A 21,038-nucleotide genomic window follows, 5' to 3' on the forward strand; every position below is an offset into this window, starting at 1 on the left:
CGGCGTGTGCGCAGGACGCCTCGTTGTCCTCGAGACGCCTCCGGATCCGGCGGCGTTTCGACGACATGGCGGCGTCGAACGAAGACGCCGGCGTCTCGCGAACGACCGCGCGCTGGCCTCAGGGCGCGGGCACCGGCTCCGGCAGGGCGAAGCGCGGGTGCGGCACACCGCCCGTCGCGAGGTCCGCGAGCATCTCGCCGAGCAGCGGCGCGAACTTGAAGCCGTGCCCGGAGAACCCCGTCGCCACGGTCAGCGGCCCGACCCGGTCGATGACGAAGTCCTCGTCGGGGGAGTTGTCGTACAGGCAGCTGATGAACTCAGGCTTCGTCGCGTCGACCCCCGGCACGTACCGCGCGACGTACGCCTGTAGTCGCTCGGCCTCGGCAGGCACGGGCACGAAGTCCCGGTGGTCCGGGTCGACGACGGGGCCGGTGCCGTGGAACCCGACCTTGACGCCCTCGCCCGGCGTCAGCAGCCCGTACACGTCGTCGCCGTCGGCCCAGTGCACGAAGCTCGGCCAGGCCGCGTCCGGCAGGTGGCTGGGGAAGTGGGCCGGCTGCTCCTGGGTGACGCGGATGGCCGGGAGGCCCGCCCCGCGTCCGGCGAGCAGCCCGCCGACCAGCGTGGGGGCCCACGAGCCCACCGCGGCCACCACGGACGCGGTACGGACCGCGGCGCCGTCGGACAGCGCCACGGTGACGTCGTCACCGTGGTCCTCGAGCCCGGTGACCCGCGTGTCGAACCGCAGGTCGGCGAGACCGGTCCGTTCGGCCAGCGTCAGGAACACCTCGATCGTCCGGTCGGAGCGGATGCGCCCGGCGGAGGGATGGGTCAGCACGTGCCCCTCGAACGCGATGCCGGGCCAGCGCGCCGCCGCCTGGTCCGGGGTCAGCGACTCGTGCGGGATGTCCGCGTCGGCGAGGGCGGCGGCGATCGCGTCGACGACCTCGGGCCGACCGTGGTCGACGGCCCCCGTGCGGACGATGAGCTCCTCGCCGGCGGCGGCCTCGAGCGCTCCCCACAGTTCGAGGGCCCGGGTGGTCAGGGCGACGTACTCGGGGTCGGCGTAGCCCTGCCGGAAGATCCGGGTCGCACCGTGCGAGGAACCGAGGTGGTGGCCGCGGGCGTGCTGTTCCACGAGCAGGACGCGCTCGCCGCGAGCAGTGAGCGCGTAGGCGGCCGCAGCGCCGACGACCCCGGCACCGATGACGACCACGGGTCCGATGTGTTCGGGGGAACCGGGAGACGAGGACATGCGGCGAGCGTACGTCCGACGGAGCGAGTGACGGGAATCGAACCCGCGCTACCAGCTTGGGAAGCTGGAGTTCTACCATTGAACTACACTCGCGCGCCCCGCAGAACGGGACTCGGCAAGCCTAGCGGATTCTCGCCTGGAAGCCAGCCGACCGCGCACCGTACGCCGTCTCGCGGGCGCGTGTCGCGCCTCCCGAGTCTCCGCTGTGAGGGTGCGAGCCTGACGGACAGGTGTCGCCCCCGTGTGTACCGTCCAGGGAGTTCCAGCCCCGAACCGAGGAGGACCCGGATGGTCAGGCATCCCCTCATCGACGACGTGGTCGGCTCGGCGATCGTGGTCGAGTCCGCCTCGCCCGTCGTGTGGCTGACCGATGCGCTCGCCTCGCTGCTCCGCCGGTCGGCGGACGCCGGACGGACGGTCGTGCTCCGCACCGGCCGGGCCGCGGCGATCACCCCGGCTCTCCGGCACGCGCTCGGCGCGTACGGCGCCGCGTGGGCGGTGTCCGACTTCGACGGCACACTGCGTGACGGCCGGACCGGCGTCGCCGCATCGGACATCGAGGACTTCGTGCACCGAGGCCCCGAACTCGTGGGCACGCCGTCGCCCGAACACCCGGTCTCGGCTGACTCGGTGCGACAGATCAGCATCGACCTGACCCTCCGGCACCACCCCGGCCGTGCGGTCGACATGGGCTCCGCGATCGAGGCGTTGTGCCACACCGTCGGCACCTGCCCGACCCGGTGGGGTACCGCCGAACCGCTCACCGTGCCGTGGGACCGCTGGGTCGTGACGCAGTACGCGAAGCACGAGGCGCCCGGGATCTCGACCTCGTACGCCGTCGGCGAGGGGTTCTCCGCGACGATGACCGCGCACCTGGTCGGCGGGGTCGTCGTCGAGACGATGTCCGCCGTGCTCACCGTGCCCGAGGAGAACACCGACCCGGGGCTGGCGAACCGGATGTTCGACGCCGTGCAGCGGGTCGCCGACCAGGTCGTCCCCGTGTTCGGCGTGGTCATGCAGCGCCGCGGGGACGCCGACCACCTGGTGCGGGCCGTCTCGCACGGCGAACCGTCGCCGCTCGCCGTCGTCGTGGGCCCCGAGGCCGCGGGCTTCCTGGACCGCGACGGCGTCTGGCCGCCGCCGCGCACCACGACCGCGACCTTCGCGGCCGGCTCCGGCTCGGCCGCTCGTCCGGGTGCCGACGCGACCGACGACGGTGGGATGATCGTCCGCTTCGAGGACGGCTGGGAAGCGCTCGAGTCGTTCCTCGACCGCATCGACGAGGACCGCTTCCTGCAGCTGGTCGGTGGCGCACCGCTCGACCCCGCGCACGACGAGGGCACGCTCGACGGCCACGTCCGCGACGACCGGATGGTGGGCGGTCACGGTGCCGCGTGACGTCACCATCCTCTGCCGCCAGCCGGTCGAGACGCGCGAGGTGGCGGAGGCGCTCCTGCTGCACGACGAGACCTGGGGTGTCCGGGCGCTCGACGACGGCCCGATGATGCAGGTCTGCCGTGACGCCACGCACCCGGTGATCACCGTGCTCGGCGTGCGCCGGGTGGACTCCTTCGACGAGGTCGAGCGGATCCTGCCGGACGCCCCGACCCTGGCGACGCCGCTGTGGTGGGTCGACACCGTGACCCCCGCGGGCCCCGACGGGGAATCGGGGATCTCGGCCGCCCTCGAGGCCGCGATGGACCTCAACGCGGTCTGCATCGTCCACGGGGACTGACCGGGGTCGTTCCAGCCGTGTGGCCGGTACCGCGGGTCAGTCCCGCTTGCTCATCGCGGCCAGGCGCTCGTTGTAGGCCTTGAGGTCGGCGTCACCGTCGCGGTCGGCCTTGCGGTCCAGGCGCTTCGCGTCGCGCTTGTCCGAGCGCATCCAGTTCCGGACGACGAGCAGGGCCACGAACACCATCGGGAGCTCCGACGCACCCCAGGCGATGCCGCCGCCGGTGTGCTGGTCGTCGAGCAGCGCGGCGTCGTTCGTCTGGCCCAGCGCGTGGAACCAGTCCACCGCGAACACCGACTGCGACGTCATGACCGCGACGCCGAAGAACGCGTGGAACGCCAGGGTGGCCAGCAGGGTGATGATGAGCATCGGGTACGGCGGGCGCTGTGGGCCCGGGTCGACGCCGACGAAGACCCAGAAGAACAGGTAGCCGCTCAGGACGAAGTGGATGATCATCGCGACGTGCCACTCGTGCGATTGCATCGCGGCCTGGTACGCCGGCGTGAAGTAGAACACCACGAGGGACCCGGCGAAGATGATGCCCGCGACGGCTGGCTTGCCGAGGAACTGCATCCAGCGGGAGTGCACGAAGAGCATGAGCCACTCGCGGGCGCCGCGTGAGCCGTCGTTCCGGACCGGCAGGGTTCGGAGCGCGAGCAGCACCGGGCCACCGAGCACGAGCGGCAGCGGGACGAACATCATCAGCAGCATGTGCTGGAGCATGTGCGACGAGAAGTGGATCATGCCGTAGACGGCGGGGCCGGCCGAGGTGGTCCAGATGAACAGGGCGCAGCCGATCAGCCAGGCGATGGTGCGACCGACGGGCCAGGCGTCGCCGCGCTTCCGGAGCTTGCGCACCGCCAGCAGGTACCAGACGGCCCCGACGACGGCCAGGCCGAGCCACACCCAGTCGATGTGCCACTGGGTCAGGTAGGTCTGCGTGGTCTGTGCCGGCGGGAACGGGAACCCGATCAGGCCGGAGCGGGTGTCCTCGCCCGTCGCGGGGGTCTGCGGGATCGGCGGCTGTGAGCGGGACACGGCGACCGAGACGCCGATCGCCACGGCCATGAACACGATCTCGGCCAGCGCGAACCGGGTGAACAGGCGGCGGTCGAGCGGCGCGCGGAGGAGCCCGGGCACGAGCTTCCGGCGCTGCACGATGCCCGCGACACCGAGCAGTACGAGGATGAGCGCCTTGACGGTGATGAGCCAGCCGTACGTCGTCGTGACGAGGTCGAGCGGGCCGGTCAGACGCAGCGATGCGTTGACGATGCCGGAGAACGCCACGGCCCCGAACGACCAGCCGGCGAGCGTCGAGTACCGGGCGATCACGCGTCCGGTCGCGCCCTTGGTGCGGGTGCGGAGCAGGACCACGGCGACCAGGCCGCCGGCCCATACGCACACCCCGACCAGGTGGATCGCGAGCGAGTTCACCGCGTTCGCGTGCTCGAGCGACCCGGCGGCGTGGCCGGACAGGGCCAGGGGGAGCAGGGCGAACAGGCCGATCACGGTGGCGAACGCCAGGGTCGTCACCCGGGTGGCGAAGGCAGCGACCACCGTGGCGACCAGGATGGCGGCAGCCGACACCACGAGCGCCTGGCCGATCTCGACCTGGAACGCGAAGAGCATGAAGTTGCGGGCGAACACCGGGCTGGTGAGCGGGACACCGAGGGTGTTCGCGCCGGTCAGGACGATGCTCACCGCGGCGGCCAGGAACCAGACGGCGCCGGTTGCCGCGGCCCACCGGGTGGCCCGGTGCTGCACGCTCGACAGGGCGCCGTGGTCCTTCTTCTGCGCGGGCAGCGCGAACGCCGCGACGATGAGGAGCCCGATGGTCAGTGCTGCCATCGTGTCGTGCACGACTCGGGCGATCGGCAGGCCGTACTCGACGACGTCGCCGGCGGACACCAGCTGCTGACCCGCGCTGAAGGCACCGGTAATCGTCAGCCCGAGGATCGAGCACGCGACGGCGAGCGGGATCGCGATGACGAGGACCGTCGCGACGGTGGACGAGCGCCCGGTGGTGGGGGCGGCGTCCGGCGCTGACCCGGTGGGCTGGGTTTCGGGTGACGTGACGGTCATGACCGTCCAATGGTAGGCGTGTCGGCTGGCAACCGGCCCCTCGGTTGCGCGCTCAGACCCGCCGTTCCCAGATGCCCTCGCAGCCGACGCCGACGAACCCGACGGCCTCGTTCACGTCGAGCATGTGGCGGTTCTCCTCCGCGTTGAACGTGATGATCGACGGGTGCCCCGGATGCTCGCGCTCGACGGCCTCGATCCCGACCGCCTTCAGGAGCCATCCGAGCCGCTGCCCACGGTGCTCACGGACGACGAGGGTGTCGCCCTGCATGACCGGCTGCGCGAGGGGACCGGGGACGGCGAGCTGGGTGAACCCGACGAGCGACCCAGTCGAGGTGTCCTCGACCACGACCGTGCGCATCGTGCGGGGTCCGTCCTCGAGGTGCTGCTCGTGTGTCCGGAGCCGCTCGACCGTCCAGGCGTCCTCGGGCTCGGTCATGTCGCCCGACGGGGCGTCGGTGCTCATCCGGGTCAGCAGGAGCGCGAGGTCCGACTGCCACCGATCGGGTGTCGGACCCATCCAGGTGTGCACGCGGTGGTGGTCACCCGACGCCGCGGTCGCAGCCGCACGGACGTCGGCCACCGCGGCCTCGGCAGCCGGGAGTGCGAGACGGCTGATCCGGTTGACCTGCCCGAGCCGCCAGCCTCGACGGGTCAGGAACCGGACCGCTGCCTCGTCCTCCGGGACGGCCCCGAACCCGGTGGGGGCCTGTCGGTACCCGGGGCCGGATGCCGGCCCGACCTGTCGTGAGACCGCGTACGTCTTCCACTGCGTGCGTCCCTGACCGCGAGCGACGTCCTCCAGGTGTTCGGCCAGGAGCGTGCCCACGCCGCGACGTCGGTGTCCGGGTGCGACGCTGACCGCGATCCAGCAGTTCGGGGCGGCCGGGTCCACCTTCGAGTCGTACGAGCCGGCTCCGACCGCGGTCCCCTCGTCGTCGCGGACCAGGAACAGTCGGCTGGGTGCGTCCGGGTCGAGCAGGTACGGCAGCTGTTCCTCGGGGGTCCAGAGCAACTCGGGCAGGTGCGTGGTCGCGATCTCGGCCCGGTTCTGCACGTCGACCCACTCGCGGAACACCGAGACGACCGCCGGGTCGTCGTCCATGGTGGCGGGCACCGTGATCTCGTCGACGGTGTACGTGGTCATCACTGCTCCGAACGCCGCCCGCCCGGGTGGTGGGCAGCCTGGCAGCATACCGGCGCGACGCCCGCTGCCGCTAGGCTTCGTCCGTGCTGCTCTCCGACCGCGACATCACCGCCCAGCTCGCCGAAGGCCGGATCGGCCTCGACCCGTACGACGCCTCGCTCGTGCAGCCGTCGAGCATCGACGTCCGGCTCGACAAGTTCTTCCGGCTGTTCGACAACCACAAGTACCCGCACATCGACCCCGCGGTGGACCAGCCCGACCTGACCCGCCTGGTCGAGACCGACCCGGACGAGGCGTTCGTGCTGCACCCGGGTGAGTTCGTCCTCGGCTCCACGTTCGAGGTCGTGACGCTGCCCGACGACATCGCGGCGCGGCTCGAGGGCAAGAGCTCGCTCGGTCGCCTCGGCCTCCTGACCCACTCGACCGCGGGCTTCATCGACCCCGGGTTCTCCGGGCACGTGACGCTCGAGCTGTCGAACGTGGCGACGCTGCCGATCAAGCTGTGGCCGGGGATGAAGATCGGGCAGCTCTGCTTCTTCCAGCTGTCGAGCCCGGCCGAGAAGCCCTACGGTTCCGCCGAGTACCAGTCCCGCTACCAGGGTCAGCGTGGCCCGACCGCGTCCCGCTCGGCGCAGAACTTCCACCGGGCGGACGTCTCCGACCCGCGCTGACGAGCGCCGGATAGTCCCGTTCCGTCCGGCCATGCACGGACCCGTCGGTTCCGCCAGCAGACGAAATGTCGCATGCTGTGTATCGTTGCAGCATGTCCGCTGTCCCCCCACGGTCCGCCCCGCCACTGTCGGCCGCGGTGCTCATCCGCGACGCCCGTGAACGCGCCGAACTGACCCAGGTCCAGCTCGCCCAGCGCGCCGGCGTCACGCAGAGCGTCATCAGCACCTACGAGAACGGTCGGCGGGAACCGTCGCTCGCCGCCCTGCAGCGGATGCTCCGGGCGGCGGGCTTCACGACGACGATCGACCTGCAGCCGGTCGAGGAACCCCAGCCGCTCCTCGAACGGGTGGTCGCCGCCCGGCAGGACCTCGTCGACATCGTGCAGCGGTTCGGCGGGCGGAACCCCCGGATCTTCGGCAGCGTCGCCCGGGGTGAGGACGGCCCGGACAGCGACGTCGACCTGATGGTCGACGTCGACGCGGGGCTCGGGATCTTCGCGCTCATGCGGATCCAGGACGCCGCCGAGCGGTTGCTCGGCGTGCGGGTCGACGTGGTCGACGCCGCGGGCATGCGCCCCGGGGTCGTCCGGACCGCGGTGCCGCTGTGAGCGCCGAGCCGGGCGTCCGCCGTGCCGTCGGAGACCGCCTCGACGACGTCATCCGGGCCTGCGAGGCGATCCGGCGCTACGTCGACGACGAGCGGCTGCCCGAGGACCTGGTGCACGACGCGGTCCGGATGCGCCTGGTCGAGATCGGTGAGGCCGTGCGGGTGCTCCCGGTCGGGGTCACCGCGAGCGAGCCCGGCATCCCGTGGTCGCGCGTGTCCGACCTGGGGGAGCGGCTGACCCGGCGGTACTTCGACACGACGCGTGCGCTGGTGTTCGGCACCGCCCGCACCGACGTCCCGCACCTCGCCGACGCCGCGCGGCGGTTGCGCGCTGCCCACCCCTGACGGACGCGGGCACGGACCGGGCGCGGCCACGTGCCCTGGGCGGACCACATGCCGGACTGGAGGCATGGATCACGACGTGCACCGAGCCTCCCGTCCGCCGTGTGGCCGGCCTCCGGACGACGCAGGACGGCCCCGTCTCGCCGAAGCGAGACGGGGCCGTCCGTGGTGCTGGGGAGATCAGCCCTTCTTGGCGAGCTCCTCGAGGGTGTCGTTGCCCTTGTAGGCCTCGACGGCGTTGTCCTTGGTGACCAGGACCGGCGTGAGCTCGATCGCGGGGACCGTCTTCTTGCCGTTGTAGTTGTTCGTCTTGTCCATCTTCGTGTCGGGCTTGTCGCCCTTCGACAGCGTGGAGACGAGGTCGACGGCCGCCTGGGCCTCCTTCGACGTGTCCTTGAAGATCGTCGAGTACTGCGTGCCCTGCATGATGAGCGGGATGGACGCGGTCTCCGAGTCCTGGCCCGTCACGACGGGGTTGTCCTTGCCGGCGGCCTTGGTCGCGGTGAGGATCGCACGGGCGAGGGTGTCGTTCGGCGACAGGACGCCGTCGAGCTCGGTGTCACCCGTGTAGTACTGCGAGAGCAGGTCGGTCATGCGCGACTGGGCCTTCTGCGCGAGCCAGCCCTGCGTGACGACCTTCTGGAACGTGGTCTGACCGGAGACGACCTTGATCGTGCCGTCGTCGATCTTCGGCTGCAGGACGTCCATCGCACCGTTGAAGAACACGGTCGCGTTGGCGTCGTCCGGCGAACCGGCGAAGAGCTCGACGTTGTACGGCTTGTCGCCCTTCTTCTCCTCGAGGCCCTTGAGCAGCGCCTCGGCCTGGAGCTGGCCGACCTTGAAGTTGTTGAACGCCACGTAGTAGTCGACGTTCTTCGTGTTCAGGATGTTGCGGTCCCAAGCGATGACGACGGCGCCACGGTCCTTGGCGGACTTGACCTGCGCGGTCAGCTGCGAACCGTCGGCGGCACCGATGATGACGGCCTTGGCGCCCTTGGTGATCATGCCCGAGATCTGCGACTGCTGGTCGGGGACCGGGTTGCCGGCGTTGGCGTACTGGATGTCGGCCTTGAAGCCGGCGTCCTCGATCGACTTCTTGAACGCGGCACCCGCGAGGACCCAGTTCTGCGAGGTCTTGGCCGGCAGGGCGACGCCGATGAGGTCGCCCTTCTTGATGCTGCTGGTGCTGCCGGCGTCGTCGGACGAGCCGCGTGCCGAGCAGCCGCTGAGGGCGAGGCCCGCGATGAGCGCCAGGCTGAGGCCGGCGACGATCTTCTTGCGCATGTGATTGCTTTCTCTTCGTTGAGGAGGTGTGGGGCCGGAGCCCCGCTGTGGGGAGGGGTGAACTAGGGGAGAGTGATCTTGTCCGGCTGGTCCTCGATGGACCGCGGCTGCTGGGCGGCCACCGTGTTCTGCTCGGTGTCCTTCCGCTGGAACTGCCGCATCATGCCGCCGATCAGCGACGGGCGTCCCTGCGACTTCGAGTAGACGTCGAAGGCGACGGCGACGAGCAGGACCAGGCCGCGGATGATCTGCACCTGGTTGGACTCGAGGCCCATGAGCTGCAGACCGTTCGACAGCAGCGCCATCACGAGACCACCGATGATCGAGCCGGAGATCGTGCCGACACCACCGGCGACCGCCGCTCCACCGACGAACACGGCGGCGATCGCGTCGAGCTCCCAGCCGGTGCCGTCCGCGGGGCCCGAGGCGCCGGAGTAGGCGACGAACACCATGCCGGCGATCGCGGCGAGGACCGACATGTTCATCATGACGAAGAAGTTGACCCGCCGCGCCGAGACGCCGGACAGGATGGCTGCGTTGGCGTTGCCACCGACGGCGTAGACCTGGCGACCGAAGATCGTGTTCTTCGTGACGAAGCCGTAGACGATGGTCAGGATGCCGAGGATGATCGCGACGATCGGGACCGAGGTGCCGACCGGGCCGGCGCCGAACAGGTACGTGGCGACGAGCGTGACGGCGACCAGGATGCCGGTGCGGACGATCGAGACCCACAGCGGCGGGACCTCGGCCTGCATCTTCCGACGGCGGGCACGGCCACGGGCCTCGATGATGATGAGCGCGAGGATCGTGACGAGGCCGATGAGCAGCGTGCCGTTGCTGAAGCCGAAGTCGGGGCCGAAGTCACCGAGGAAGCCGGCGCCGATCGGGGTGAAGGCGTCCGGGACGGGGACCGACGTCGAGTTGCCGATGATCTGGTTCACACCACGGAAGATGAGCTGACCGGCCAGCGTCACGATGAAGGCCGGGACCTTCACGAACGCGACCCAGAAGCCCTGCCACGCACCGATCAGGGCACCGCACGCGAGACCCAGGATGATGGCGGCCCACACCGGGAAGTCCCACACGGCCATGGACTGCGCCACGACGATGCCGACGACCGCTGCGACCGACCCCACCGACAGGTCGATGTGCCCCGCGATGATGACCATGACCATGCCGAGCGCCAGGATCAGGATGTAGGAGTACTGCAGGAACAGGTTGATGACGTTGGTCGGCTCGAGGATGAGCCCGTTCGTCGTGATCGAGAAGAAGATCAGCAGCACGATGAGCGCGATGATCATGCCGTACTGGCCGATGCTGTTGCCCTTGCCGAAGAGCAGTTTCAGGTTGTTCATGAGGCGGTGGCGCCCTTCCGCGCGGAGGTCATGCTGCGCATGAGCGATTCGGGATCGGCCTGGTCGGCCGGGAGGTCAGCGGTGATCTGGCCCTCGAAGATGGTGTAGATCCGGTCGGAGAGACCGAGGAGTTCGGGGAGCTCGGACGAGATGAGGATGATGCCCTTCCCCTCGGCGGCGAGCTGCTGGATGATCCCGTAGATCTCGAACTTGGCGCCCACGTCGATGCCGCGGGTGGGCTCGTCGAGGATCAGGATGTCCGGGTCGGTGAACATCCACTTGGACAGGACGACCTTCTGCTGGTTGCCACCGGACAGCTTGCCGACGTTGTCCTCGACGCTCGGCACCTTCGTGCGGAGCATCTTGCGGTACTTCTCGGCGACCGAGTACTCCTCGAGCGAGTCGACGACACCGGCCTTCGAGATCTTCTTCAGGTCGGCGGCGACCGTCGAGCGCTTCACGGTGTCGAGCAGGTTCAGGCCGAGCGCCTTGCGGTCCTCGGAGACGTAGCCGAGGCCGTTCTCGATCGCCTGCTGGACGTTCGTGACCTTGATCTCGCGGCCGTCCTTGATGATCTGGCCGTCGAGCCAGGTGCCGTACGAGCGACCGAACAGGCTCATCGCGAGCTCGGTGCGTCCGGCGCCCATCAGGCCGGCGAAGCCGACGATCTCACCGCGGCGGACGTGGAAGTTCGAGGCCTTGCAGACCAGACGCGACGAGTCGAGCGGGTGCTGCACGGTCCAGTTGCGGACCTCGAAGAAGGTCTCGCCGATCTTCGGGGTGCGGTCGGGGAAGCGCGACTCGAGCGAGCGGCCGACCATGCCGCGGATGATGCGGTCCTCGTTGACGCCGTCCGCCTTGACGTTGAGCGTCTCGATGGCCTTGCCGTCGCGGATGATCGTGATCTCGTCGGCGATCTGCTCGATCTCGTTGAGCTTGTGGCTGATGATGATGCTCGCGATGCCCTTGGCCTTCAGCCCGACGATCAGGTCGAGCAGGTGCTGCGAGTCGTTCTCGTTGAGCGCGGCGGTCGGCTCGTCGAGGATCAGGAGCTTGACGTCCTTGTGCAGGGCCTTCGCGATCTCGACGAGCTGCTGCTTGCCGACACCGAGGTTCTTGATCTGCGTGTCCGGGTCGTCGGCCAGGCCGACGCGGGCGAGCAGGTCCTGCGCACGCAGCTGCGCGGCGGTCCAGTTGATGACGCCACCGCGGCTCGGCTCGTTGCCCAGGAACAGGTTCTCGGTGATCGAGAGCTCCGGGATGAGCGCCAGCTCCTGGTGGATGATGACGATGCCGGCCTGCTCGGACTGCTTGATGTTCGAGAAGCGGACTTCTTCGCCCTCGTAGACGATCTCGCCGCTGTAGGTGCCGTACGGGTAGACGCCCGACAGGACCTTCATCAGGGTCGACTTGCCGGCGCCGTTCTCGCCGCAGATCGCGTGGATCTCGCCGGCACGGACGCTGAGGGAGACGTCGGCCAGCGCCTTCACACCAGGGAACTCCTTGGTGATCGAGCGCATCTCGAGGATCGTCTCGGGTGCGGTGATCGACCGGGTCTCGAGGCCGGTGTCGATCGGGGTTGACGCCACAGTGCATCTCCTTCTGCCGCTTCGGTGCGGCAGTGTGTTCGGGTGGTTCTGCTGCGGCAGCGAAAGCACAGGGGGCCTGTGTGGACTTCGTTGTCGCGTCCGGATCCGGCTCGGTGTGACGCTCATGTGAACGGTCACATCGGCTGGACGGAGGCAATTTACGCACAGCCTCGGTGCGGCTGTCAATTCGGATTGGTCGCGTTTTCGTAACGGCGTGCGTGATCCGGAGGGAACGTCCCCCGGGTTGGGGCCAGGGGCCCCGGGGGCGGGCGTTTCGTTGCGCGAATCCGCATGCGCGGACGGGAGGCCCGTGGCGGGCCAGCCACGGGCCTCCCGTCCGCTTCGTGGTCGCGTTCGGAGCCGCGCTCGCCGGTGCGCCGTGGCTGTGCGGTTCCGGGCGTGGCTGGTGCTTCCGGGCGTACCTGGTCGGAACTTCTTGGCAGGTATGCCCGTTCGTGGCAAGTACTGCGGGGCGGCCGGGTGGTTCCGGGCGTACCTGGTGGTTCCGGGCGTACCTGGTGTCTTCGGGCGTACCTGGTCGGAACTTCGTGGCAGGTATGCCCGTTCCTGGCAGGTACTCGGGGCGTGGCGCGGCCCGAGGTGCGTCAGCGCGTGCGCGGCGCGCTGGTGGAGGCGCGCACGACCAGCTGCGGGACGATGTCGATCGGGCGGAGCAGTTCGCCCTCACTCGGCAGCAGCAGGTCCACGCAGCGACGCCCGAGCTCGGCGAAGTCGACCTGCACCGTGGTGAGCGGCGGCCAGAAGTGCTTCGCCTCGGGGATGTCGTCGTAGCCGACCACGGACAGGTCTCCCGGGACGTCGAGCCCGTACGAGCGTGCCGCGTGCATCACCCCGAGCGCCATCTGGTCGTTCGAGCAGAAGATCGCGGTGCAGTCCCGCCACCGCAGCAGCTCACGGCCGGCGTGGTAGCCGAAGTCGGCGGTCCAGTCGCCCAGGATCGGTGGCGCGACGGCCATGTCGCGGTCGGACATCTCGCGCAGGAACCCCTGCATGCGGGCGTCGGCCTCGATCCAGTCCTGTGGTCCGGCGATGTGCCGGACGTACTCGTGCCCCAGGTCGAGCAGATGCGCGGTCGCGAGTCGTGCGCCCTCCATCTGGTCCACCCACAGCGCCGTCGGATCCTCGCCGACGCTGGCGCGCATGGTGACGTAGGGAGTGCGGATGCCGAGCTCCGCGATCAGGTCGAAGACCCGCTGCTGGGGCGCGATGACGACGATGCCCTCGACGTCGAGGTCGAGCAGGTGCCCGAGTCCCTCACGCACGGCGGTGTCGGTCGCCTCGGCGATGTTCGCCGTCGTGACCGAGTAGCCGCGGAGCATCGCGGCGTCCTCGATCGCCTGTAGTGCCACGGCGGGACCGTAGTGGGCGCGGCGGGCCGTCAGGACGCCGATCGTGTGGGTCCGGCTCGTGACCAGGGCGCGTGCGGCCCGGTTCGGCCGGTACTGCAGCTGCTCCATGGCCGCCAGGACCTTGTCGCGTGTCTCGGCCCGGATCGCATCCGAGTTGTTCAGCACCCGCGAGACGGTCTGGTGCGAGACGCCCGCGATCCGTGCGACGTCACGGATGCTGGGCGAACGCGGTTGCTGTGTCCGCGATGACGCCATTGCTGCTCGTTTCCGCCCGGGCGTCGTGGCACATCGATGTGCACGTTCACATTCCGGGCCAGATCATTATGCACGTCCGGCGGATCGACGCCACCTGTGCGTCGATCCGCCGTCCACTCAGAGCCAGTTGCGCTTGCGGAAGATCGCCCAGAGCACGCCCATCAGCAGGAGCATGCCGAGGATCGCGACCGGGTACCCGTAGTGCCAGTGCAGCTCGGGCATGTGGTCGAAGTTCATCCCGTACACACCGGCGATCAGGCCCGGTGCGAACAGGATCGCCGCCCACGACGAGATCTTCTTCACCTCCTCGCCCTGGCGGTGTGCTGCCCGGGCGAGTTGCCGGCTCTCCTCACCCTGGGCCAGGCTCGCGCTGGTCATCCGGCGCATCGCCTCGTTCTGCTCCTGCGACACCAGGGTGGCGTGCAGGGTCAGGGCGTTCTCGAGCAGGGCGCGGAACGAGTCGACGCGCTCGGTGACGCGGAGCGCGTGGTCGTGCACATTGCGGAGTCGGTGCTGCACGTCGTCGTCCACGCCGTACTTGTCGGCGCCGCGGAGCAGCCCCGTGACCATCGCCGGCACCGGGGTGGTGGCGCGCTGGAACGCCAGGACCTCGCTGAGTAGCTGGTAGATGCGCTTCGAGACCCCGGGGTCGACCTGCCCGGCGAACAGCTGGTCCTCGACGGCGTCGATCTGCTCCTGCAGCACCTGGACGACGGGGCCGTAGCCGTCCACGACCTCGTTGAGCACAGCGGCGGTCACCGCCTCCGACCCCTTCGCCAGGAACTCCGGGTCCGCCTCGACCTGCGCCCGCAGCACCGCCAGGTCGGGTCGGGCGGCGTGCCGGACGCTCACGACGAAGTGGTCGCCGACGAACAGGTGCACCTCGCCGAACTCCACGGTGCCCTCGGACGGGTCGAACCAGGCCGGCCGGAGCACCAGGAACAGGGTGTCGCCGTAGCGCTCGAGCTTGGCGCGCTGGTGTCCCTTGCGGGCGTCCTCGACGGCGTTCTCGTGCAGGTCGAACTCGGTGGCGACGGCCTCGAGCTCGTGCGGGTCGGGCCGGAGCAGCCCGATCCACGTCAGGTCGCCACGAGCCGGTCGCGACAGGGTCGACGGAGACTCCACGCGGCGTCCCCGGACGTAGATCGCGTTGTCGATCAATGCCATGTGCGTGCTCCTTCGGTGGGGAGCAGCCGGGCGCGATGGCGCCCCGGAGGTGACCCGGGACGGGGCAGGGTCAGCGAGCGGGCGCGACGACCGACACGGGCGGCCGGCCCGATCGAGGATGGTCACCCGACATCGCGCCTCACCTGCCCTTCTCGTCTCGTCCTGGCGGCGCCCGGAGCGCTGCCGACGGTCGAGCGTACGCCTGCGGCGCGGGTCCGACAACCCGTCGCGGCAGGCGCAGGAGCGTCAGCGCGTGACGTGCAGCCCAGCGGTCTCCAGCTCGGCGAGCTGCCACCCGAGCCACGGGCTCCAGGCGAACGGCGCGCCGGCGACGGCCTGCCTGAGAGAGTCCTCGGACACCCATGCCCACTCGGCGACCTCGTCGTCCGCGGGCGCCGGGGTGTCGTCGGTCACGGCGCGGAAGACGGGGCAGACCTCGTTCTCCACGATGCCCGAGGCGTCGACCGCGCGGTACCGGAACTCCGGCAGCACGACCTCGACGTCGCGCACGGTGATGCCGAGCTCGCGGGAGGCCCGACGGGCGATCGCGTCCTCGAAGGACTCGTCCGGACCGGGGTGGCCGCAGAAGGTGTTCGTCCACACCCCCGGCCAGGTCTTCTTCGACAGTGCTCGTCGGGTCACCAGGACGTCACCGTCGGTGTTCCGGACGTGGCACGAGAACGCCAGGTGCAGGGGCGTGTGGGCTGTGTGCACCGTGAACTTGTCCGCCGTGCCGATCGGGGTACGGTCGTCGGCCAGGAGCACCACGGATTCAGGGAAAGCGTTCATCTGTGTCGATAGGTTAGGCCAATGAGCGAGGAAGCGACCACCGTGCCGCACATCGACCTCGCGCTCGTCGACGACTGCCTCGAGCGCTTCTTCGCCGTGTCGTCGGCGCGCGCCGAGCGCTACGGCCGACCGTCGGAAGAACTGTGGCGCGTGCTCCGCAAGGCAAGCATGGGCGGCAAGCGCTTCCGGCCCCGCATGGTCATGACCGCGTACGCCGGAATGGGCGGCACCGACGCGCACGCCGCCGCCAACGTCGCAGCGGCGTACGAACTCCTGCACACCGCACTCGTGGTGCACGACGACGTCATCGACCGCGACTGGTCGCGCCGCGGGCAGCCGAACGTCGCCGGGTCGTTCCGCGACAACGGGACGACGGGTGGCCTACCGCTGCCGACCGCCGAGCACCGGGGGATGAGCGCCGCCGTGATCGCCGGTGACCTGGCGCTCGCCGGGGCACCCCGCTTCATCGAGGCCGCGGGCGTCGACGGCACCCGGCGCGAGCGACTGCTCGAACTGTTCGACGAGGCCGTGTTCGCGAGCGCTGCCGGTGAGATGACCGACGTCGACCTGGCACTCGGCGTGATGCCGACGGTGGACGAGGTCCTGGCGATGGAGCGGGCGAAGACGAGCGTGTACTCGTTCGAGGCTCCGCTGCAGTCCGGGGCCGTGCTGGCCGGCGCCGACGAGGAGATCGTCACCGCCCTCGGTGCCTTCGGTCGCGAGATCGGCATCGCGTACCAGATCGTCGACGACCTGCTCGGGGTCTTCGGCGACGAGACCATGACCGGCAAGACCGTGCTGGGCGACCTGCGCGAGGGCAAGCGCACGATGCTCATCGCCTACGCGGCGACCACGGACTGCTGGCCGGACCTCGAGCCGTACCTCGGCGACCCGGACCTGACCGAGGCCCGTGCGGACGAGGTCCGTGCGACCCTGGTCTCCTGCGGTGCGCGCGGCGCCGCGGAAGAACGCGTCGCCGACCACACCGCACTCGCCCGGGCCGAGCTCGCCCGGCTGCCGTACGACCTCGCCGACCGCCTGGAGGCCCTCGTGACCGAACTCGTGGAGCGCGCCCGGTGACCCACAGCACCACCACGGCGACCGGATCCCGTCCGGCTCGCCTCCAGCTCTACGACGCCACGGCCGAGGCCGCGTCGGGTGTCGTCATCGACCGGTACTCCACGTCGTTCGGCCTGGCGAGCCGGATGCTCGGCCGCGACACCCGCGAGCACATCCGGAACGTCTACGCGCTGGTCCGCGTCGCCGACGAGGTCGTCGACGGCCCCGCGACCGAGGCCGGGCTCGACCGCGAGCTCGCCCGCACGGTGCTCGACGAGCTCGAGGCCGACACCGAACGGGCCATCGCGCTCGGCTTCTCGGTGAACCCGGTCGTCCACGCCTTCGCTCGGACCGCCCGCGCCACCGGCTTCGGCGCCGAGCTCACCGCCCCGTTCTTCGCCTCGATGCGCATGGACCTCGACCGCACCGAGCACGACGACGCCTCGTTCGACGCGTACGTGTACGGCTCCGCCGAGGTCGTCGGCCTGATGTGCCTCCGCGCGTTCGTGTACCGGGCCGGTCGTCCGACGTTCGACCAGGCCGAACTCGTCGCCGGGGCGCGTGCGCTCGGCGCCGCGTTCCAGAAGGTGAACTTCCTGCGTGACCTGCACGCCGACTTCGAGGTGCTCGGTCGCTCGTACTTCCCGGGCGTCGACATCCGGTCCTTCGACGAGGCCACGAAGGACCGCCTGGTCGCCGACGTGCAGGCCGACCTCGACCACGCCGCACGGACGATCCGGCTGCTGCCGGCCGACGCCCGCAACGCGGTCGCACTCGCACACGCGCTGTTCCAGGAACTCAACGACCGACTCGCGCGCACGCCGGCGAGCCGCCTCGTCACGACGCGCGTGCGCGTCCCCAACCCGGTGAAGGTGCGCCTCGCGGCGCAGGTCCTCGCCGGACGCGCACCGCTCCGGTCGCGCGTCACCACCCACCGGCCGGGAGGCTCCTCATGACCCCGCCCCGCGCCTCCCGACCGACGACGGTCGCCACCACCACCCGGCGCAAGGTGCCCGCACGCCGCGCCGTCGTCATCGGCGGCGGCATCAGCGGCCTGGCGGCCGCCGCGCTGCTCGCACGCGACGGCTTCTCGGTGACGGTGCTCGAGCAGCGCACGCAGCTCGGCGGCCGTGCCGGTTCGTGGGAGCAGGACGGGTTCCGGTTCGACACCGGGCCGTCGTGGTACCTCATGCCCGAGGTCTTCGACCACTTCTTCCAGCTGCTCGGGACGTCGGCCGAGGCCGAACTCGACCTGGTGAAGCTCGACCCCGGTTACCGCGTCTACAGCGAGGGCCACGACGAGCCGATCGACCTGCGGGCCGACGCCGAGGCCAACATCGCGCTGTTCGAGTCCATCGAGCCCGGTGCCGGCGAGCGGATGCGGAAGTACCTCGCGTCGGCCGAGGACACCTACACGATGGCAGTGCGCCGGTTCCTCTACACGAGCTTCCAGGACCTCACGAAGCTCGCCGCACCCGACGTCCTGCGTCGCCTGCCCAAGCTCGCGCGCCTGCTGCTCGAGCCGCTCTCCACGTTCGCCGAGACCGCGGTGCGCGACCGTCGCCTGTGGCAGATCCTCGGCTACCCGGCGGTGTTCCTCGGCACGAGCCCGTACGCGGCACCGAGCATGTACCACCTGATGAGCCACCTCGACCTCGCCGACGGCGTGCTCTACCCGAAGGGCGGCATCACCGAGGTGATCTCCGCCGTCGAGCGGGTCGCCCGGGCCGAGGGCGCGAAGATCATCGCCGGTGCGAAGGTCGAACGGATCGTCGTCGAGGACGGCGTCGCCACCGGGGTCGTCCACCGCGACCGCGACGGCGTGCAGCACACGGCCCCCGCCGACCTCGTGGTCAGCGCTGCCGACATGCAGCACACCGAGATGCAGCTGCTCGACCGCGAGCACCGCACCCACGGCGCCGACCACTGGAAGAAGCGCGACCCGGGCCCGAGCGCGGTGCTCGTGTACCTCGGCATCGACGGTCCGACGCCGGGCCTGCTGCACCACACCCTGGTGTTCACCGCGGACTGGAAGGCGAACTTCGGCGCTATCTTCGGGGACGACCGGCACGTGCCGGACCCCGCCTCGATCTACGTCTGCGCCCCCTCCGAGACCGACCCGAGCGTCTCCCCACCCGGCACCAGCAACCTGTTCATCCTGGTGCCCCTGCCCGCCGACCTGTCGATCGGCAAGGGCGGCATCGACGGTGCCGGTGACTACCAGGTCGAGCAGATCGCGGACCGTGCCATCGACGTGCTGGCCGAGCGCGCCGGGGTGCCGGACCTGCGCGACCGCATCCGGGTCCGACGCACGATCGGACCGCGCGACTTCGCCGACGACCTGAACGCCTGGAACGGCTCGATGCTCGGCCCGGCGCACACCCTGAAGCAGAGTGCGTTCTTCCGCGAGAAGAACGCGTCGAAGAAGGTCGAGGGGCTGTACTACGTCGGCGCTTCGACGATCCCGGGCATCGGTCTGCCGATGTGCCTGATCAGCGCCGAGGTCCTGCTCAAGCGCATCCACGGCGACCGGAGCACCGAGCCGCTGCCGACGCCCCTCGGGGCTCAGCGGGACCGGACCGAGACCGCCTGATGCCCGGGGTCTACCTCGCCGGCCTGGTGGTGTCCCTGGTCGGCATGACCGTGCTGGACGCCCGCTTCCGGTTGTTCTTCTGGCGGGCACCGTGGCGGGCGGCTGCCGTGATGCTCGTCGGTGTCGCGTTCTTCATGGTGTGGGACGTCGCCGGTGTCGCTGCCGGCATCTTCTTCATCGGGCCGCAGAACCTGCTCACCGGGGTGCTCCTGGCGCCCGAGGTCCCGCTCGAGGAGCTCTTCTTCCTGCTGCTGCTCTGCTACTCGACGATGGACCTGGTCGGCTTCGTCCGGCCCCTGGTGCAGCGCGCGACCGATCGGCGGCGTGCGTGAACGGCACCGGGGCCTACGCGCTCCTGGCCCTGCCGTTCTTCGGAGTCACGGCCGTCGTGGCCGTGACCGCCGGCGTCGTCGCCGCCCGCCGGGCCCGTGCGGCGGGTCGACGGCCGGCCCTTGGGCGCCGGGTCGCGGTGCGCACGTCCGTCATCGCCGGCATCGCGCTGCTCGTGATGACGATGGTGTTCGACAACGTCATCGTCACGCTGCGGATCGTCGCCTACGACCCCTCGCTCATCAGCGGTGCGAAGATCGGTGCGATCCCGGTCGAGGACCTCGCCTACGCGATGTCCGCCATCGTGCTGCTGCCCAGCCTGTGGGTCCTGTTCGACCGGACGAGCGCACGCGACCGGACCGGCGCGCGCCCCGCGCCCGACCCGACCCCAGCACCAGCAGAGGACATGAAGTGAACGCCAGCACCGCCTCCAGGCCGTCGACCCTGCGTGCCCTGTTCGTGTCGTCGCGCCCGATCAGCTGGGTGAACACCGCCTACCCGTTCGGCGCCGCGTACCTGCTCGGCAGCGGGGTCGGCGTCGATGGTGGCGGCGGGTTCTCGCTCGTCGCGTTCCTGGTCGGCGTCGTGTACTTCCTGGTGCCCTACAACCTGGCGATGTACGGCATCAACGACGTCTTCGACTACGAGTCCGACCTCCGCAACCCGCGCAAGGGCGGTGTCGAGGGCGCCCTGCTCGACAAGAGCGTCCACCGCACCACGCTGTGGGCCGTCGTCGTCACGAACGTCCCCTTCCTCGTCGCGCTCGTGGTGCTCGGTGCGGTCAGCGGCAACGGGCCGTGGTCGTGGCTCGTCCTGGCGATCAGCGTGTTCGCGGTGATCGCGTACTCGGCCCCGGGCCTGCGGTTCAAGGAGAAGCCGTTCCTCGACTCGCTCACGTCGAGCACCCACTTCGTCTCACCGGCGATCTACGGCCTCGCCCTGGCCGGCCCGCACTGGACCGGGGAACTCGTCGCCGTCTGCATCGCGTTCTTCCTGTGGGGCGTGGCCTCGCACGCGTTCGGTGCCGTGCAGGACGTCCTGGCCGACCGCGCCGGCGGCATCGGCTCCGTCGCGACCGTGATCGGTGCACGGGCCACCGTCCGCCTGGCCTTCGCCGCCTACCTGGTCGCCGGGGTCGCGCTGCTGTTCTCGGCGTTCCCGGGCCCGATCGCCGCGGTCGTCGTCGTGCCGTACGCGCTCAACGTGCTGCCGTGGTGGAACATCACGGACCAGGGTGCCGAGGCCGCGAACGCCGGGTGGAAGCGGTTCCTCTGGATCAACTACCTGGCGGGCTTCATCGTGACGATGGCGCTCATCGCGTACGCGTTCACGCACTGACAGACTGGACGCACGCACCGCGGCGTCCGTGGTGCGTCACCAGCCACGACGGCAGCCACGAAGGAGTGCACGC

20 protein-coding genes and 1 tRNA gene are annotated in these 21,038 nt (G+C 70.3%); 11 read left to right on the forward strand and 10 right to left on the reverse strand.

Translation table 11 applies throughout. The annotated features are described in order from the left end of the window. Positions 1 to 118 precede the first annotated feature (118 nt). Entirely contained in the window at positions 119 to 1,255 is a 1,137-nt protein-coding gene (locus ORG17_RS02010; RefSeq protein WP_214527510.1) for an FAD-dependent oxidoreductase, read from the reverse strand. A gap of 22 nt (positions 1,256 to 1,277) precedes the next feature. Next, positions 1,278 to 1,348 (reverse strand) — tRNA-Gly (locus tag ORG17_RS02015). Positions 1,349 to 1,543: 195 nt separating this feature from the next. Here ORG17_RS02015 and ORG17_RS02020 point away from each other — a divergent pair. Both ORG17_RS02020 and ORG17_RS02025 read left to right on the forward strand, forming a co-directional pair. Then, positions 1,544 to 2,653 (forward strand): DUF6177 family protein, encoded by a 1,110-nt coding sequence (locus ORG17_RS02020; RefSeq protein ID WP_111056711.1) that lies wholly within the window; start codon positions 1,544 to 1,546, stop codon positions 2,651 to 2,653. After that, complete coding sequence (locus tag ORG17_RS02025; RefSeq protein WP_214527511.1) at positions 2,643 to 2,990, forward strand: hypothetical protein; 348 nt, start codon at positions 2,643 to 2,645, stop codon at positions 2,988 to 2,990. Before ORG17_RS02020 ends, ORG17_RS02025 begins: the two co-directional genes overlap by 11 nt. A gap of 36 nt (positions 2,991 to 3,026) precedes the next feature. Here the strand turns inward: ORG17_RS02025 and ORG17_RS02030 are convergent, their stop codons facing one another. Together ORG17_RS02030 and ORG17_RS02035 are read right to left on the reverse strand one after the other, a co-directional pair. Then, positions 3,027 to 5,072: a cytochrome c oxidase assembly protein gene (locus ORG17_RS02030; RefSeq protein WP_027464936.1), complete on the reverse strand. Its 2,046-nt coding sequence runs from the start codon at positions 5,070 to 5,072 to the stop codon at positions 3,027 to 3,029. A 52-nt stretch (positions 5,073 to 5,124) separates the two neighbouring features. Further along, positions 5,125 to 6,216, reverse strand: a complete 1,092-nt coding sequence (locus tag ORG17_RS02035; RefSeq protein WP_214527512.1) for a GNAT family N-acetyltransferase — start codon at positions 6,214 to 6,216, stop codon at positions 5,125 to 5,127. Between the two features lie 83 nt (positions 6,217 to 6,299). On the opposite strand from ORG17_RS02035, the gene dcd reads away from it, so the two are divergent. From dcd to ORG17_RS02050, 3 genes are all read left to right on the forward strand, one after another. Then, entirely contained in the window at positions 6,300 to 6,887 is a 588-nt protein-coding gene (gene dcd, locus ORG17_RS02040) for a dCTP deaminase (RefSeq protein WP_027464935.1), read from the forward strand. A gap of 92 nt (positions 6,888 to 6,979) precedes the next feature. Next, complete coding sequence (locus tag ORG17_RS02045) at positions 6,980 to 7,495, forward strand: helix-turn-helix domain-containing protein (RefSeq protein WP_214524311.1); 516 nt, start codon at positions 6,980 to 6,982, stop codon at positions 7,493 to 7,495. Continuing rightward, the gene (locus ORG17_RS02050; RefSeq protein ID WP_027464933.1) at positions 7,492 to 7,839 is read left to right on the forward strand and encodes a HepT-like ribonuclease domain-containing protein; all 348 of its coding nucleotides are present in this window, start codon (positions 7,492 to 7,494) and stop codon (positions 7,837 to 7,839) included. The genes ORG17_RS02045 and ORG17_RS02050 overlap by 4 nt, the downstream gene beginning before the upstream one ends. 177 nt (positions 7,840 to 8,016) lie before the next feature. Here ORG17_RS02050 and ORG17_RS02055 read toward each other — a convergent pair whose 3' ends face one another. The 6 genes from ORG17_RS02055 to idi form a co-directional block, all read right to left on the reverse strand. After that, entirely contained in the window at positions 8,017 to 9,120 is a 1,104-nt protein-coding gene (locus ORG17_RS02055) for a substrate-binding domain-containing protein (protein ID WP_027464932.1), read from the reverse strand. A 62-nt stretch (positions 9,121 to 9,182) separates the two neighbouring features. Next, complete coding sequence (mmsB, locus tag ORG17_RS02060) at positions 9,183 to 10,475, reverse strand: multiple monosaccharide ABC transporter permease (protein WP_214527513.1); 1,293 nt, start codon at positions 10,473 to 10,475, stop codon at positions 9,183 to 9,185. Then, entirely contained in the window at positions 10,472 to 11,995 is a 1,524-nt protein-coding gene (gene mmsA, locus ORG17_RS02065) for a multiple monosaccharide ABC transporter ATP-binding protein (RefSeq protein WP_214527541.1), read from the reverse strand. Before mmsA ends, mmsB begins: the two co-directional genes overlap by 4 nt. Before the next feature lie 674 nt (positions 11,996 to 12,669). Then, positions 12,670 to 13,689 carry a LacI family DNA-binding transcriptional regulator gene (locus tag ORG17_RS02070; RefSeq protein WP_214524312.1) on the reverse strand — a complete coding sequence of 340 codons (1,020 nt, stop codon included), beginning with the start codon at positions 13,687 to 13,689 and terminating at the stop codon, positions 12,670 to 12,672. Between the two features lie 117 nt (positions 13,690 to 13,806). Next, complete coding sequence (locus ORG17_RS02075; RefSeq protein ID WP_301630777.1) at positions 13,807 to 14,856, reverse strand: magnesium and cobalt transport protein CorA; 1,050 nt, start codon at positions 14,854 to 14,856, stop codon at positions 13,807 to 13,809. Between the two features lie 246 nt (positions 14,857 to 15,102). After that, positions 15,103 to 15,645, reverse strand: a complete 543-nt coding sequence (gene idi / locus ORG17_RS02080) for an isopentenyl-diphosphate Delta-isomerase (protein ID WP_071246200.1) — start codon at positions 15,643 to 15,645, stop codon at positions 15,103 to 15,105. 21 nt (positions 15,646 to 15,666) lie between these two features. Here idi and ORG17_RS02085 point away from each other — a divergent pair, with 21 nt between their 5' ends. The 6 genes from ORG17_RS02085 to ORG17_RS02110 are packed head-to-tail and all read left to right on the forward strand — an operon-like array spanning position 15,667 to position 20,965. Further along, positions 15,667 to 16,725 (forward strand): polyprenyl synthetase family protein, encoded by a 1,059-nt coding sequence (locus tag ORG17_RS02085; RefSeq protein ID WP_071246198.1) that lies wholly within the window; start codon positions 15,667 to 15,669, stop codon positions 16,723 to 16,725. Beyond that, complete coding sequence (locus ORG17_RS02090; protein WP_214527515.1) at positions 16,722 to 17,660, forward strand: phytoene/squalene synthase family protein; 939 nt, start codon at positions 16,722 to 16,724, stop codon at positions 17,658 to 17,660. Before ORG17_RS02085 ends, ORG17_RS02090 begins: the two co-directional genes overlap by 4 nt. Beyond that, positions 17,657 to 19,297 (forward strand): phytoene desaturase family protein, encoded by a 1,641-nt coding sequence (gene crtI, locus ORG17_RS02095; protein ID WP_232536573.1) that lies wholly within the window; start codon positions 17,657 to 17,659, stop codon positions 19,295 to 19,297. Before ORG17_RS02090 ends, crtI begins: the two co-directional genes overlap by 4 nt. Then, on the forward strand, positions 19,297 to 19,629 hold the full coding sequence (locus ORG17_RS02100) for a lycopene cyclase domain-containing protein (protein ID WP_071246194.1): 333 nt from the start codon (positions 19,297 to 19,299) through the stop codon (positions 19,627 to 19,629). The genes crtI and ORG17_RS02100 overlap by 1 nt, the downstream gene beginning before the upstream one ends. After that, on the forward strand, positions 19,626 to 20,042 hold the full coding sequence (locus tag ORG17_RS02105) for a lycopene cyclase domain-containing protein (RefSeq protein WP_214527516.1): 417 nt from the start codon (positions 19,626 to 19,628) through the stop codon (positions 20,040 to 20,042). Before ORG17_RS02100 ends, ORG17_RS02105 begins: the two co-directional genes overlap by 4 nt. Beyond that, positions 20,039 to 20,965 carry a prenyltransferase gene (locus ORG17_RS02110; protein WP_214527517.1) on the forward strand — a complete coding sequence of 309 codons (927 nt, stop codon included), beginning with the start codon at positions 20,039 to 20,041 and terminating at the stop codon, positions 20,963 to 20,965. Before ORG17_RS02105 ends, ORG17_RS02110 begins: the two co-directional genes overlap by 4 nt. Positions 20,966 to 21,038: the final 73 nt, after the last annotated feature.

It is taken from the genome of Curtobacterium flaccumfaciens pv. betae, from assembly GCF_026241855.1.
Lineage (GTDB): Bacteria > Actinomycetota > Actinomycetes > Actinomycetales > Microbacteriaceae > Curtobacterium > Curtobacterium flaccumfaciens.

Coding starts and splice junctions, on each gene's coding strand:
- ORG17_RS02020 (WP_111056711.1), top strand. CDS start 1,544: ATGGTCAGGCATCCCCTCATCGACGACGTGGTCGGCTCGGCGATCGTG.
- ORG17_RS02075 (WP_301630777.1), bottom strand. CDS start 14,856: ATGGCATTGATCGACAACGCGATCTACGTCCGGGGACGCCGCGTGGAG.
- mmsA (WP_214527541.1), bottom strand. CDS start 11,995: ATGCGCTCGATCACCAAGGAGTTCCCTGGTGTGAAGGCGCTGGCCGAC.
- ORG17_RS02100 (WP_071246194.1), top strand. CDS start 19,297: ATGCCCGGGGTCTACCTCGCCGGCCTGGTGGTGTCCCTGGTCGGCATG.
- ORG17_RS02055 (WP_027464932.1), bottom strand. CDS start 9,120: ATGCGCAAGAAGATCGTCGCCGGCCTCAGCCTGGCGCTCATCGCGGGC.
- idi (WP_071246200.1), bottom strand. CDS start 15,645: ATGAACGCTTTCCCTGAATCCGTGGTGCTCCTGGCCGACGACCGTACC.
- ORG17_RS02030 (WP_027464936.1), bottom strand. CDS start 5,072: ATGACCGTCACGTCACCCGAAACCCAGCCCACCGGGTCAGCGCCGGAC.
- ORG17_RS02010 (WP_214527510.1), bottom strand. CDS start 1,255: ATGTCCTCGTCTCCCGGTTCCCCCGAACACATCGGACCCGTGGTCGTC.
- mmsB (WP_214527513.1), bottom strand. CDS start 10,475: ATGAACAACCTGAAACTGCTCTTCGGCAAGGGCAACAGCATCGGCCAG.
- ORG17_RS02035 (WP_214527512.1), bottom strand. CDS start 6,216: ATGACCACGTACACCGTCGACGAGATCACGGTGCCCGCCACCATGGAC.
- ORG17_RS02045 (WP_214524311.1), top strand. CDS start 6,980: ATGTCCGCTGTCCCCCCACGGTCCGCCCCGCCACTGTCGGCCGCGGTG.
- crtI (WP_232536573.1), top strand. CDS start 17,657: ATGACCCCGCCCCGCGCCTCCCGACCGACGACGGTCGCCACCACCACC.
- ORG17_RS02085 (WP_071246198.1), top strand. CDS start 15,667: ATGAGCGAGGAAGCGACCACCGTGCCGCACATCGACCTCGCGCTCGTC.
- ORG17_RS02070 (WP_214524312.1), bottom strand. CDS start 13,689: ATGGCGTCATCGCGGACACAGCAACCGCGTTCGCCCAGCATCCGTGAC.